General features: G+C 34.2%; 13 protein-coding genes. 2 read left to right on the top strand and 11 right to left on the bottom strand.

Features of this window, described 5'->3' with window-relative positions; all coding sequences use genetic code 11:
- Positions 1-19: 19 nt before the first annotated feature.
- From ACFO5O_RS06515 to ACFO5O_RS06495, 5 genes are all read right to left on the bottom strand, one after another.
- Positions 20-1,507, bottom strand: a complete 1,488-nt coding sequence (locus ACFO5O_RS06515) for a S10 family peptidase (RefSeq protein WP_387962079.1) — start codon at positions 1,505-1,507, stop codon at positions 20-22.
- Positions 1,508-1,566: 59 nt separating this feature from the next.
- Complete coding sequence (locus ACFO5O_RS06510; RefSeq protein WP_387962077.1) at positions 1,567-2,331, bottom strand: TIGR02757 family protein; 765 nt, start codon at positions 2,329-2,331, stop codon at positions 1,567-1,569.
- 14 nt (positions 2,332-2,345) lie between these two features.
- Positions 2,346-3,407, bottom strand: coding sequence for a hypothetical protein (locus ACFO5O_RS06505; RefSeq protein WP_387962075.1), 1,062 nt, complete (start codon positions 3,405-3,407; stop codon positions 2,346-2,348).
- 152 nt (positions 3,408-3,559) lie between these two features.
- On the bottom strand, positions 3,560-4,222 hold the full coding sequence (locus ACFO5O_RS06500; RefSeq protein ID WP_387962073.1) for an ABC transporter ATP-binding protein: 663 nt from the start codon (positions 4,220-4,222) through the stop codon (positions 3,560-3,562).
- A 38-nt stretch (positions 4,223-4,260) separates the two neighbouring features.
- Positions 4,261-6,693 carry a DUF5916 domain-containing protein gene (locus ACFO5O_RS06495; protein ID WP_387962071.1) on the bottom strand — a complete coding sequence of 811 codons (2,433 nt, stop codon included), beginning with the start codon at positions 6,691-6,693 and terminating at the stop codon, positions 4,261-4,263.
- 211 nt (positions 6,694-6,904) lie between these two features.
- On the opposite strand from ACFO5O_RS06495, the gene folE reads away from it, so the two are divergent.
- Together folE and ACFO5O_RS06485 are read left to right on the top strand one after the other, a co-directional pair.
- The gene (gene folE, locus ACFO5O_RS06490; RefSeq protein ID WP_387962069.1) at positions 6,905-7,501 is read left to right on the top strand and encodes a GTP cyclohydrolase I FolE; all 597 of its coding nucleotides are present in this window, start codon (positions 6,905-6,907) and stop codon (positions 7,499-7,501) included.
- A 56-nt stretch (positions 7,502-7,557) separates the two neighbouring features.
- On the top strand, positions 7,558-7,851 hold the full coding sequence (locus tag ACFO5O_RS06485) for a hypothetical protein (RefSeq protein ID WP_387962067.1): 294 nt from the start codon (positions 7,558-7,560) through the stop codon (positions 7,849-7,851).
- 12 nt (positions 7,852-7,863) lie between these two features.
- Here the strand turns inward: ACFO5O_RS06485 and ACFO5O_RS06480 are convergent, their stop codons facing one another.
- The 6 genes from ACFO5O_RS06480 to serC all read right to left on the bottom strand — a co-directional run bounded on the left by ACFO5O_RS06480 (position 7,864) and on the right by serC (position 13,626).
- Positions 7,864-10,074, bottom strand: coding sequence for a TonB-dependent receptor (locus ACFO5O_RS06480; RefSeq protein WP_387962065.1), 2,211 nt, complete (start codon positions 10,072-10,074; stop codon positions 7,864-7,866).
- 37 nt (positions 10,075-10,111) lie between these two features.
- Positions 10,112-10,450, bottom strand: a complete 339-nt coding sequence (locus ACFO5O_RS06475; RefSeq protein WP_387962063.1) for a hypothetical protein — start codon at positions 10,448-10,450, stop codon at positions 10,112-10,114.
- On the bottom strand, positions 10,450-10,944 hold the full coding sequence (locus tag ACFO5O_RS06470) for a DUF6787 family protein (RefSeq protein ID WP_387962061.1): 495 nt from the start codon (positions 10,942-10,944) through the stop codon (positions 10,450-10,452). The genes ACFO5O_RS06475 and ACFO5O_RS06470 overlap by 1 nt, the downstream gene beginning before the upstream one ends.
- A gap of 27 nt (positions 10,945-10,971) precedes the next feature.
- The gene (locus tag ACFO5O_RS06465; RefSeq protein WP_387962059.1) at positions 10,972-11,403 is read right to left on the bottom strand and encodes a DUF6146 family protein; all 432 of its coding nucleotides are present in this window, start codon (positions 11,401-11,403) and stop codon (positions 10,972-10,974) included.
- A gap of 166 nt (positions 11,404-11,569) precedes the next feature.
- Positions 11,570-12,523: a D-2-hydroxyacid dehydrogenase gene (locus tag ACFO5O_RS06460; protein WP_387962057.1), complete on the bottom strand. Its 954-nt coding sequence runs from the start codon at positions 12,521-12,523 to the stop codon at positions 11,570-11,572.
- Positions 12,524-12,564: 41 nt separating this feature from the next.
- Complete coding sequence (gene serC / locus ACFO5O_RS06455; protein WP_387962055.1) at positions 12,565-13,626, bottom strand: 3-phosphoserine/phosphohydroxythreonine transaminase; 1,062 nt, start codon at positions 13,624-13,626, stop codon at positions 12,565-12,567.
- Positions 13,627-13,644 lie beyond the last annotated feature (18 nt).

Raw genomic sequence — 13,644 nt, 5'->3', positions numbered from 1 at the left:
TCTTATTTATTTGTGTTAATTAGTATTTAGCAGCTTTTCCTTTAGCCGATGATTTTTTTATAAACTCTCTTAAATCTTCGTTGGCGGAAATCAAATCTTCATAACGTAAGTACATCATATGTCCGCTACGATAACCTTTAAATGTAAAACGATCTTTCATTTTACCACTAGGATCTACCTGCCACATGGTATATTTGGCATTAAAATAAGTAGTTGCTCCATCATAGTAGCCTGATTGAGTTAATACATGTAGATAAGGATTTTGTGCCATCGCCTGTCTTAAATTATCTCTTACATTATCATTGTCATTATTCCATGGACGCACAGGACCAAACATGTTGTATTTAAGATCTGTGTCAAACTTTAATTCATTTTTAATGTAGTGATTTATAGCAGGTGTAAATGAGTGTAACCAAGAGGTTAATTCGGCGCTGTAATCAGGAGATGTACCTGCTTCTATTTTGTCATAACCTAAATAACGAGAGTCTAAACGCCCAATGGTTTGACCAGTCTTATCTCGTAACAACTCTTTCCAGAAAAATTGAGTTGGTACATCTAAATTATGTTGAAGTATTACTTTTTCACTTAATCCTGAATATCTCGACATGTTTTTAGCAACGTCCTTTCTTTCATTTTCATTAATAAATCCTCCTTTTGCTAATGCAGGAATCAAAGTATTTATAGCATAATCTTCTGCCTCAGGTAATACGTCTAGTAAATCTTTACTTTGTAAGTCTTGAGGTAGCATTTTATGATGCCAAGCAGCAGCGGTAAAATAAGGAAGGTTTAAGGCTGAAGATACTGGTCCGCCAACTCGTAATACCTTATAATCGGCAGGAGAAACCAATATAACTCCATTTAAGTACATCCATTGGTTATTTTGAAGCTCTAGGGATAAGCCCATAACTCTAGTACCACCATAGCTTTCCCCAATAATATACTTTGGAGATTCCCAGCGATTATTTCGAGAGACAAAGGTGTTAATCCATTCTGCTAGATATTTGATGTCTTCATTAATACCGAAAAACAAACTTTTATCAGGCATTTTTCCTTCTTTATTAGGGATCATTCTAGAATATCCGGTATTTACAGGGTTCACAAAAACAATATCAGCTACATCAATGATAGAGTGGGGATTACTTTTAAACCCATAAGGTTGTACAGGGTAACCTTCATCATCAATGTTCAAAATTCGTGGTCCCGTGTAAGCAATATGCATCCAAACTGAAGCTGAACCTGGTCCACCATTGAAGGAGATAATTAAAGGTCTGCTAGCCCTATCCTTAACGTTATCTCTTGTATAATAGGTGTAGAAGAGACTTGCAACAGGCTGGCCATCGGCATCCCATACTGGCTGTGTTCCCGTAGCAGCAGTATATGAAAAATTAACACCTTTAACTGTGATGTTATGTTTGGTAATTATCGTAGTATCAACTGGTAGTGTTCGTTCTTGGGCTGAAATGGAAAAAACTGCTAATGTGATTAGCGAAAGGATGGAATGTTTCATTTGTTTTGAATTGGTTTTTAAATGAGGCTAAATATAATCAAAGCGATAGGAATAATTAGTTAAAATGATTCAAAAACACCCAATCCAAACAAGGCAAAATCATATTTTACGGGATCATTTTTATCTAATGTTCTCAATGCCTGATCAAGTTCTTGTAATGCTTTTGCATCGTTCTGTTTTCGGGATAGTAATCCTAATTTTCGTGCCACGTTTCCAGAATGTACATCAAGAGGGCAGGATAATTGACTAGGAGAGAGGCTGTTCCAAATACCAAAATCTACACTAGCATTATCTTGCCGTACCATCCAACGCAAAAACATATTAATGCGTTTTGCGGCTGAATTTTTTAATGGATCACTTATATGCTTTTGAGTTCGAGCCAAATGGTCTATTTCAAAAAAATGTGATTTAAATTTATGAATACTGTTTTGAAGAGAATCCTTTTCGGCATAAGTCGAAAAAATGTGTTCAAGACCGTTGTGGTTTTCGTAGATGTGTCTTAAACTCACCATAAATTGTATTAAATCATCACCATTAAAAGTTCTATGAACAAAAGGTAAGAGCTTTTCTAAATCGGAATCTTGATGGTTTATGACAAAGTCATAAGGAGCATTGTCAAGGAGAGTCATCATGCGTTTTGCATTATTGATGATACTTTTTCTGTTGCCCCAGGCAATTGTGGCAGTCAAAAAGCCAGAAATTTCTATATCTTCTTTTAAGCTAAATGAATGCGGAACTTGAATTGGGTCTGTTTCAATAAACTTTGGGTTATTGTATTGTTCTACTTTGGTGTCAAGAAATTCCTTGAGATCAATAAATGTCATAAAAGCTTTAATTTTTAATCATTTCGTGTGCGATCAATTATACGCATTTTAAAACTTTTATCGTCTTCTATAATTTCGAAAAATTCAGAAACATACTTTTTAGCTCGAACCCACTGATTTCTGTCCTTAAAATAGACTTCTAATTCATCAATAGTTTTAATCATATTGGATTTATTAGCAATGAATTCCTTCCTTACTTGTTCAAATAAAGCTTGATCTCTTTTGTAGCCTTTATAAACACGTTCTGTCACGTGGGAGATGTTAAGTGTCAAATTCTGAATATTGGAGACTACAGCATAACTGGCATTAACAAGGCCTGACATGTCAAAATCATAGGGTACTGGAATTATTTTCTGGCCTATTACCACTAATTTCCCGTTATGCATATATCTGGTGGAATAATCGGTGTTACCAATTAAATATTGAAAAAAGGCATTTCTAATGGATGCCAAATCGTCTTGTTCTAGTGGATGTATTCGTCGTTTAAGCTCATTCCCGTTGAGACGTTCAGCAATAGCGTCAATGTCTTCGATAAAAATTGCTTTGAGCATGTTTGATTTTGTCCGATTGCCCTTTTCTTCAATATATTCTAAATCTAATAATCGTGTTTTAAAATGTACAGGTGCAACTAATTCATACATCTTATAGGCCATGTACTCTTTAAGGACAAAATCATCATTATTTGATTCTATTAAACAGGGCAACACCACTTTTAACTTTTTATGACCTTCAAAACAAGTGTTTTTTATTGCTGATTTTTTTAGCTTTAAGGTTAGTGGGGCATAGTAGCAATTATTGCGTCTAAAATTCCCCCTTGCTCTTAATTTAACTTTTAGAGAATCCCAATTAATTGATTCGTTTTTATAATAGAGCATTGACTCCATATAGGTGCTGTCATTGGTGTTTTTTTTGAGATCTTTTAATGAAAATTTTAGCTTAATTTCTAAAGGCTTTTGTTCTGAAAATAATGTGGAAGTATTCTCTTTATGCCTAATACTATCTACAATTTGGGCTTCAATACTATTGTATGAAAAACTATAAATTGAAAGAAGCCCTATTAAGAGTAGTTTTTTCATATCCCCATGTAAGTAATACAAATATAGCGAATTAAGGGACGCTTACTTTATTTAAACATAAGCATTACCACTAAAATATATGTGAAATTATAAAAGGGAATGTTGAGTTATGGTCAAGTTAGTTTAGAATTTAGAAAGCTTTGATTTCTAAACTAATCTATAATCTTCCCATCTACCATAGTCAATTTTCTATCAGCCATATTGGCTAAATCTTCATTATGAGTAACGATGACAAAAGTTTGTCCAAATTCATCTCGAAGCTTAAAAAAAAGATTGTGAAGGTTTTCTGCTGATTCTGTATCCAAATTACCCGAAGGCTCATCAGCAAAAATAATATCAGGGTTATTTATTAATGCCCGTGCAACGGCAACGCGCTGTTGCTCACCACCAGAAAGCTCATTGGGCTTGTGATGATAACGTTCTTTGAGTCCTAAAAAATCCAGAAGCTCTTTGGCTCGTTTTTCGGCATTGGCTTTGGATGTGTTTTTTATGAAAGCAGGAAGACATACATTCTCCAGAGCACTAAATTCGGGCAATAGTTGATGGAATTGAAAAATAAAGCCTATATGCTCATTCCTAAATTTTGCTAATGCTTTATCTTTTAAGTTGACCACATTAGTGCCGTTGATAAGTAATTGATCATCGGTTTTGGAAGAGATGTGATCTAAAGTGCCTAAAATTTGTAAAAGTGTTGTTTTTCCTGCGCCTGATGGCCCAACAATGGATACTATTTCACCTTTTGAAATAGTTAAATCAACACCTTTTAATACGTGTAAATCTTTATAATACTTATGAATGTTTTTGGCTTCAATCATGCCCACAATTTACTACTTTAAGTGCTTTTGTACAATATTCAACCTTCATTATTCATAAATAGATGCTTCACATTATTATAATCTATAAAATACACTAATCGAAGCGATAACGTATGCTGAATTGGTTGTTCAAATAAAGTCTCTAAACTATCAAAGTAATCATCCGAAGCCGCATTTGAATAATTGAACAATTGATTGCGATATAATGCCGAAAGTTGGCTACCAGGAGCAAATTGCCATGTGTATGAGAAATCTAGATTCCAAGTATTGAAATTAATGTTCGGATCGGCTATATCGTTTACAGTGTATCCTTTTTCTCTAGATAGTTTTCCGTTTTCTAAAAGATGAAACAGATCCTCATCATAATCTACAGTTGCCCAATAGTTTCTAAACGATAATGATAAGCCATGATAAGAATTGAAATTATAACTCCCCCGAATACTATTTACTAAAGTCACTTGATCGCGCTCACCATAAATGATATCAGCATTAAAATCGGTTACATAGCCACGACTTCCACCTGTTCGGTTAAAATCAATTGAATATCTCAAGCTAAAATGATCATTAAAACGAATTCTTGGTCCAAAATCAAATGAATAACTAAATAAATCCCTATCACTTTCAAATTGAGTATAAAAGCTTACTCGTGAAAAAAACGAAACTACTTTATTAGAATTTGATGAAAAGAAGCCATTTAGACTTGCCGCATTTTCATAAATAAAATATCGCCCTTCCGTTCTAGGACCAAAATAGTCATATTGTTTACCGGGTTCGGTATTAAAGTTAATTCCAAAATTATGAAGCTTCTTGCTTTGCGCGTCAAAATTGATTCCTATATTAAAGCCTGTATAGGTGCTAGGTTTAAAGAGTTGACGATATTGTGTTCTTATGCCAATACTCAAACTATTGAAGTTTTCTGTTGGTTCAAAAGTTCGATATGAAAAATCTGCTGAATAATTACTGTAGTTGTTTCTAAACTGAACACCTAAATCATTGATGTCATACTTATTGTCAGCTAAATCATGACCTATACCATAACGAAAGTTTCCACCTACTTTACTGATTTCAAATTCGGTACTATATCCATTTTGATTGCCATCAGCTAAATTAAGTGAGCTCATCTTAACTTCAGCTTCTAAATTAAATGTATTCTTTTTATTTGTAATGTCGGCCAATAAACCTGTTACATTAGCATCTCTATAATGACCGTTTCGTGTAACATTAGTGTTAATTAAGCTAACTGATGAGTTTTTGTTGAATTGCTGATCTAGAACTATAATGTTATAGTTTGTAAAAGGCTCTGCAATTGCTTTTCTTAACTCATCTGTATCTGTGTTTTTAATAGTCACTTCTGTTTTTTCGGTAATGGAGTTAAAAATTCCAACACCAAGTCCTTTCTTGGTGCGGCCTGAAAGTTTTACCGCATTAAGTACTTTTATAGTATTTGGATAGTTAACGAACTCCTCATTTTCATTGAGTTGCGGCCGTTCAGCTGGGCTACCACCAACACGTCGAGAATAAAAAAGATTTCCTTTATTAAACAGATCGACCCCTTCAGTAAAAAATTGACGTTGCTCTGAAAACATTTGTTCAAAAGGTCCAAGATTTAGTCTAACATCATCAAATCCAGCCTGGCTAAAATCAGGAATTAAAGTGGCATCAATTGTGAAGTTTTCGGTAACACCATATTTAAGGTCTAATCCAAGACTTTGCTTATTTTCACTCTTTCCATCAATAGTAGTAAATAATCCTGAAGCAAAAGGGTAAAGACTTAATCGGGTAGGCGGTTTTATATTTTCAATTCCTTGTAGCACACCATGATATAAACCAGTATTCCCTTTAGTTCTATCAATAGGATTCCATGAGTACTGGGTGTTGTCTCTTCTAAACCTTCTGTGAAACTGAATCCCCCAAGTTTGAATTGCTTGATTTGAAAATCTTAAATTAGAATAAGGAATTTTCATTTCTACAATCCATCCGTCTTCTACAATCTTAACTGTGCTGTCCCAAACGCCATTCCAGCCAAAATCATTACCATTACCAGGAGAGACAATCGCATCAGCCTGATTTCCCGATGGAAACGCAAAAAATTCTGTGTCGTTTTGTGCATCATTATTTGGGTTTAAAACCACAGTAAAAAAATCTTGTTGCCCAAAGTTATCACGTTGGTTGACCTGTTTCATAATAAGCTCTGGACTATCATAAAGGTATGCGGCGACATAAATGGCATTGTCATCATAGGCCATTTTAACAATTGTTCTTTGGTCTTCGGTTTCTATTACTCCCATTTCGGGTCTAAACTGAATAAAATCTGTAGCCTCTTCTGCATTTTGCCAAACTTCATCATCCAAAACACCATCTATTTTAGGCGCTTCAGTGGTCTTATTAATATTTAAAGTCTTTTTTTCTTGTGCGAAAACGGTATGAAATGCAATGAAGTATATTAAAAAGTAGAGTAAGCGGGCTGTCATTAGATTTGATTGATGGTAAGCTTAAATAGTATTTATAAAGACCGAAATCTTTGGGTGTTGTTACAGTCGTCTACAAAACTACAGTTGTATATTTTGCTATTTTCATAAGTAAACGTTAAAATATTTACATGTTTGTTAATGTTTTGATAAGTATTGAAAATAATTGAGGAGAAGTTATTTTATGTATTTTTATAGAAAGAAAACAAATAAAATGCCTTATAAACATTTTGAAGAGTATAACATTCAGGTCACCGATGATGTTAAAGCTCGATATAAAAAAATCATTGAAGATTTAGGGGAAGATGTTAATCGAGATGGGTTAACTAAAACACCGGAGCGTGCTTCTAAAGCTATGCAATTTCTAACACAGGGCTATCATCAAGATGCTGCCGAAATTTTAAAAAGTGCTATGTTTAAAGAGTCGTATGATGAAATGGTTATTGTAAAGGATATTGAGTTATATTCCTTATGTGAACATCATATGTTGCCGTTTTTTGGTAAAGCGCACATTGCCTATATTCCAAATGGCTATATTGTTGGTTTAAGTAAAATTCCTCGTATTGTTGATGTATTTGCCCGCAGATTGCAAGTACAGGAGCGACTTACAGAACAGATATTAAACTGCATTAATAATACCCTAAAACCTCAAGGAGTTGCCGTTGTTATTGAAGCATCCCATATGTGTATGATGATGAGAGGTGTACAAAAACAAAATTCGGTGACTACAACCTCTGGTTTTAGAGGAGCATTTCAAAATATGGAAACCAGAAACGAGTTTTTAAAATTGATTAGTGAAAAATTGTCTTGATTTTTCGTGGTACGTTTCTTGTTTTAGTAACTTGAATTGAATTCTGAATTTAAATTATGAACAAATATAAAAAGTTGATTTTAAGCCTAATTTTAGATGCTTTAGGCTACGTGTCATTTATCATCCCAGGATTTGGAGAATTGTCTGATATTGTTTGGGCTCCATTGTCGGCGTGGTTAATGACTAAACTTTATAAAGGTAAAACAGGAAAGGTTGCTGCTGGTATTTCTTTTCTTGAAGAAGCATTACCTGGTGTTGATGTCATCCCGACATTTACCTTAACTTGGTTATACACTTATGTGTTTACAAATAAAGAAACCACAGAAGACATAAAGAAAAAAGCGACCTAATGGCCGCTTTTTTTATAAGGTGTAAGTTAAGCCTAGGCTAAAATTTCTTCCTATGTTATAAATTCCTTCCGATTTTAATCGCGAAAGGTGATGGATGTATGATTTGTCAGTTAAATTATTACCTGAAATATTTATTTGCAATTCATGATTCAAAACAGTTATTTTTCCACCCATACCCGCACTTAAAAGGTTATAGCCTGGTGTAATAGTTTCAAACTCACTTAAATTATCCTGTTTTAATGTAGTAGTAAGCTTTAAAAACGCATAACCTTCAGATAACCAATCATTAACTAACTCAACACGCACTTTGTTATTAATTGAATTTGCAGGGATTAAGGGTAAATAACTATTATCGTTTTGTTTTCCAGTGACAGATTCGAAACTACTTTCAATATGAAGCCAGTCGAGTGGGTGAGGATGGAAATGTAAACCAATTTCGCCACCAAATAACTTGGCATCATTTTGTTCGTAAACAAATACATCATCACCATCAATAATTTGTCCATTAGGCGCAATGAAAATATAATTGTTCACTTTGTTGTAAAACCCGTTTACAAATAGTTCGATATGATCATTTTTAAATTCAAGGGCTAAATCAGTTTGGAAATTTTGTTCGTTTTTGAGATTAGGATTTCCTATCTCATAACGATTAGTGCCTTCGTGTGAACCGTCTGAAGTTAATTCAGCAAGGTTTGGAGCTCTAAAACCGGTGGCAAAATTTAAACGTGCTGTAATCTTATTAGCAATGTTGGTTTTAAAGCCTAAAGCACCATTGAAACTATTAAAGGATTTAGTTAATCCTGATTCAACATCTATATTGCGATTGTCGTAACGCGCACCAAGTTGAACGTCTAATAGGTCAAAATGGATATGGGAAGTAGCCAAAAGTCCAAAATCGTTAGTTGAAGCATTAGGGATTAATTGCTCTTCACCATAATTAGTGTTTGTTTGATTCATACCTTGAACTCCAAGTATGGTTTCAAATCTTCCAATTTCAGGTAAATGGTATTTTATATCATAATTAAAGGTCTTAAGCTTCATTTGTAAGGCGGCTTCAAGAACTTCATGTTCTTCCTCTTCTTCTTCTTCATCTTCTTCATGATGTTCTTCAAATTCTTTACGATCATTGTACAAATAACCTAAATTGATTTCCAAATTGGAATCTTCAAAAAATAAAACAGATTTTGAGCTAAAAATGTGGTTAGTGATATCCTGAAAAGGTAATAAAGGAGTGACATTTGTCGATTGAACTCCAATTTCTTCAGGTATTCCTAATTTTGAAGCATTCACATTATAACGAAGTTCAGTTTTAAATTTTGAAGCCTGATAACCTAATGCCGCCTTAAAATCCTTTTCCTTGAATCGTGTATTCGTAACCCGATACTCTTGAGTTTGGTAATCGGCGTGTTCAGCTAATCCGGCCCTGAATATATATTTAAATTTTCCTTTTGATACCTTATAACCTGCGTTGGTGTTAAAACCATTGGTATTTGAAAAATAGTTAAAGTTGCCATCGGCAGCAGATGTATTCTCTTTAGCAAATCGTTCTGGGTTTAAGTAGAGTACTCCTCCAAGCGCATCACTACCATACAATAACGAGGCTGGACCTTTAATGACTTCAATACTTTCAATACCAGCAGCACTGAGGCCTAAACCGTGTTCATCCCCAAATTGTTGATTCTCTAGACGGACACCTTGAGCATAAACCAATACACGGTTGGAGCTCAAACCCCTAATCACAGGTTTGCCAATGCTAAGACCTGTAGTAATAGTTTCTACTCCAGCAATATTAGATAGACCATCGCTCAAATTCATTGCGCCTTTAGACCTTAAGTCTGAAATATTTTCGCGTTCTACCTTCATAACATTTTCACTTTGTAATTTATGAAATGGTGTAGAAACGATAATCTCCTCCATTTCTATAGCCGAAGATTTTAAAGCAATACGTACAGGCGTATCTGTTGGGATTTTTAATTGTAAGGATTTGGTTTCATAACCTATATATGAAACAACAATTTTATAGGTTCCTGATGCTATATTTTCAATTTTAAAATAGCCTTTTTCATTAGTAGTTGTTCCTTTTTCTATTTGTGGCATATAAATGTTGGCAAAAACAATAGCTTCTGTATGGTCTTCATCAATGATGTGCCCTTCAATAAAGTTTTGGGCACTTGTTGTTAAATAAGTCATGCAAAACAACGTTGCATATAAGAGTATTCTCATGTGTTTTTTAATTAAATGATTTTGTAAAAAATGATGTTTATGCTAAATCATTTAATGGGGGACCACGGAGAGAAAAATGAAGTCGTTGAAATTGACTTAAAAATGAATATTGTGAATAAATTATTTGATTGACTACTGGAAATTCAGGAATCTCAAAATTAACATTCACAAAAGTAAATGTATTTTTCAGCTTAAATTTATAGAAGTTACAGTCAATATCAAAGGTATGGATATGCGATTGTAATTCGCCATGACATACTTCGTGTTTATGATGTTCGAAGATATGGCCAAATTTCACAACTGTTGGAGCAGTTAAAGCCAACACTAGTAAAAGTGCCGATAATTTAAATACTAACTGTTGCCTAATTGACTGCATTAATCGATAAATTTTTTTAATCCCAATTTACGGAGCATTTTCTTTTCAAATTCCCAAAAGAATTTGAATTGACCAAATAACCATCCAAAGCTCACTAATAGGATTTGATAAAAAATGAGCCCAATAATAATAAATAATATCCAGTATAGGATAGGGTTTAAGTTTTCTTTAGTAATTCCAATCAACCCCATAATTGGTTTTCCAATAAAGGCAGATGTAGATCCGGTAATGGCAAATACTATAAACACGCGAATCATTTCCCATTTATAGGTAAGGATCCATTTGTTCTCTAGCTTTTTAAAAATGAATAAAACCAATATTAGTAAGAGGTAAGTAGTTATGCCTGTAATAATAGTTGTTAAAATTACACCAGAGTTTTTTGAGAAAAGTAAGGCAATTATGTAGGAACAGTATATAAGTCCCAGTATTCCCAGCAATGGAAAAAGTAACTGCCAATTATGTTGAATTTGCCAATAAGTTTTAAATCGTTGCATTGCGAATTTTTGCGCTGCAAATATAATTTAAATTCTAGGAATAAAACTAGATAAGCGTTGTTTGTATGTTAACTGAAAGTAAATGAAATAATTGTACAATTTATAGTTTACGTCGTAACCATAATCAATAAACGGTTGATAGTCAATTTGCATTTCGTATAGATTAGGATTGTAGTTAAATGGCTGTTGTACCCGTTGATTCCAGGCCTGAACATAAACACGATTTCTACTCTCTAAAAATGATTGGGAATAATAGCCTTCAGGGCGTGCCATTGATTGAAGCCAAGCGTTAAATCCTGGTTCAATGATAATGATTTCGTACTCAAGATCGTCATTTACAATTCTAACCGTATCCTGCTCTATGGAAGTAACAGCATTATTTTGCGGAACTATTTTGTTTGTGGGACCACAGCTTAAAATTCCAACAGAAATAATAATAATGTATAATAATATTTTCATGGCATTAATTTTTTTGGGATGCAAGCATCCTAAGCAATTCCTCTCTTAAAAATACAAAAAATGTACCACAACAGCTACTGTTTAAAGGGACTTTAACAAACAAAAAAAGCTCTTAAGGATTCTTACTTAAGAGCTTCTTGTTTACTTTAAATGGAAAATCCGTCCTTTAATTATTTAGAATAGAAATAATTTGAGAGGCCAATTCGGTTCCAATTCGGTCTTGTGCTTCATTAGTTGCTGCACCTGTATGAGGCGTTAAGGACAAGGCAGGGTTCATTAATAACTGAATTTCAGGTTGTGGTTCTTTTTCAAACACATCTAATGCAGCACGTGCAACTTTACCATCTTTAATGGCTTGAACCAGCGCAACTTCATCGATTACACCACCACGGGCGGCATTCACTAAAATTACACCATCTTTCATGGCTTTAAATTCGTCAGCTCCAATCACATAATCCTTTTGTGCAGGAACGTGTAGGGTTATAAAATCTGAATTCTTAATGACTTCTTCTTTAGAAACTGTCGCGATTTCAAAATTTAATTTTTGACCGTCAAAAAAGTCTAGTTCCAAATTGGCTTTGTCAATAAATGGATCAAAAGCAACAACTTTCATTCCAGCACCTATAGCAACTTTAGCCGTAGCCTGGCCAATTCTTCCAAAACCAAGAACTCCTAAAGTTTTTCCTTTTAATTCAGTTCCTTTAGCGTAGGCTTTTTTAAGTGCACCAAATCTAGTGTCGCCATCTAAAGGCATATCGCGATTGGAATTATGTAAAAAACGAGCTAAACCATACATGTGCGCAAATACAAGCTCTGCGACCGAGTGTGAGGAGGCTGCTGGTGTATTAATAACACTTAAACCTTTGCTTTTGGCGTATTCTACGTCTATATTATCCATACCTACGCCGCCACGACCAATGATCTTCAATGATGGGCAAGCATCTATTAAATCTTTTCTAACTGTTGTTGCACTTCTCACCAAAAGCACAACGACATTATTTGTGTTGATATAATTGGCTAATTGTTCTTGTGCAACAGTTGTTGTTATGACTTCAAATCCTGCCTCTTCAAGCGCGTTAATTCCACTTTTAGAGATTCCGTCATTCGCTAATACTTTCATTTTACTTAAAATTTTTACAAATAATTACTTACTTGAATATGTTATGCTTTTCTTTCTAATTCACTCATGACATCAACTAAAACACCTACGCTTTCTAATGGCATGGCATTGTACATGGATGCTCTGTAGCCACCAACACTTCGGTGTCCATTAATCCCACTAATACCAGCTTCTTTTACCATGGTATCAAAAGTTTCTTTTAAATCTTCATTTGCTAATGTAAAGGTTGCGTTCATTATAGAACGATCTTCTTTTGTAGCAAAGCCTTTAAAAAGTGGATTTAAATCTATTTCAGAATAGATAAGTTGTGCCTTTTTCTCATTCTCTTTTTCAATTGCAGCAATTCCTCCTAATCCTTTTAACCATTCCATAGTTAGCATAGAAACATATACAGCAAAAACAGGGGGTGTATTGAACATGCTGCTTTTATCAATATGAACTTTATAATCCATGATTGAAGGAATTTTACGAGAGACTTTTCCTAATATAGATTCTCTAACTACAACCAAAGTTGTTCCGGCTGGTCCCATGTTTTTTTGCGCTCCGGCATAAATAAGATCAAATTTTGAAAAATCCAATGTACGCGAAAAAATATCACTGCTCATATCACAAACCATTGGAATTGGTGAATCTGGAAATTGTTTAATTTGAGTTCCGAAGATGGTGTTGTTTGATGTACAGTGGAAATAATCGTAGTCTGCAGGGATGTCATAACCTTTTGGGATATAGGTATAATTAGCATCTTTAGATGAAGCTACTTCATAGATGTCGTCAAAGATTCTAGCTTCTTTTATGGCCTTATCACTCCAGGTACCTGTATTTAAATAACCTGCTCGTTTTTCAAGTAAATTAAGGGCGACCATCATAAATTGAGTGCTCGCACCGCCTTGTAAAAAAAGAGCTTTATAGCCTTTGCCTTCAAGTCCTAAAAGCTCTAATGCCAAAGCACGAGCGTTTTCCATAACATCAACGAAGGGTTTGCTTCGGTGTGAAATTTCCAAAAGCGAAAGTCCGTTATCAAAATCTAAAACGGCGTGAGAGGCCTTCTCAATGACTTCGCGGTTTAAAATTGATGGTCCTGCACTAAAATTATGTCGTTTCATAGTTGTGTTATTTTAATT

This window comes from Geojedonia litorea (assembly GCF_042654525.1).
In the GTDB taxonomy this organism is placed as follows: Bacteria; Bacteroidota; Bacteroidia; order Flavobacteriales; family Flavobacteriaceae; genus Geojedonia; species Geojedonia litorea.
The sequence above is the reverse complement of the archived record's forward strand: the minus strand, read 5'-3'. Positions and strand labels throughout refer to the sequence as shown.

Bases quoted from the DNA above. Each gene is read 5' to 3' on its own strand.
- ACFO5O_RS06460 (WP_387962057.1), bottom strand. From the start codon at position 12,523: ATGAAAGTATTAGCGAATGACGGAATCTCTAAAAGTGGAATTAACGCG.
- ACFO5O_RS06510 (WP_387962077.1), bottom strand. From the start codon at position 2,331: ATGACATTTATTGATCTCAAGGAATTTCTTGACACCAAAGTAGAACAA.
- serC (WP_387962055.1), bottom strand. From the start codon at position 13,626: ATGAAACGACATAATTTTAGTGCAGGACCATCAATTTTAAACCGCGAA.
- ACFO5O_RS06470 (WP_387962061.1), bottom strand. From the start codon at position 10,944: ATGCAACGATTTAAAACTTATTGGCAAATTCAACATAATTGGCAGTTA.
- ACFO5O_RS06465 (WP_387962059.1), bottom strand. From the start codon at position 11,403: ATGAAAATATTATTATACATTATTATTATTTCTGTTGGAATTTTAAGC.
- ACFO5O_RS06515 (WP_387962079.1), bottom strand. From the start codon at position 1,507: ATGAAACATTCCATCCTTTCGCTAATCACATTAGCAGTTTTTTCCATT.
- folE (WP_387962069.1), top strand. From the start codon at position 6,905: ATGCCTTATAAACATTTTGAAGAGTATAACATTCAGGTCACCGATGAT.
- ACFO5O_RS06480 (WP_387962065.1), bottom strand. From the start codon at position 10,074: ATGAGAATACTCTTATATGCAACGTTGTTTTGCATGACTTATTTAACA.
- ACFO5O_RS06500 (WP_387962073.1), bottom strand. From the start codon at position 4,222: ATGATTGAAGCCAAAAACATTCATAAGTATTATAAAGATTTACACGTA.
- ACFO5O_RS06475 (WP_387962063.1), bottom strand. From the start codon at position 10,450: ATGCAGTCAATTAGGCAACAGTTAGTATTTAAATTATCGGCACTTTTA.
- ACFO5O_RS06495 (WP_387962071.1), bottom strand. From the start codon at position 6,693: ATGACAGCCCGCTTACTCTACTTTTTAATATACTTCATTGCATTTCAT.
- ACFO5O_RS06485 (WP_387962067.1), top strand. From the start codon at position 7,558: ATGAACAAATATAAAAAGTTGATTTTAAGCCTAATTTTAGATGCTTTA.
- ACFO5O_RS06505 (WP_387962075.1), bottom strand. From the start codon at position 3,407: ATGAAAAAACTACTCTTAATAGGGCTTCTTTCAATTTATAGTTTTTCA.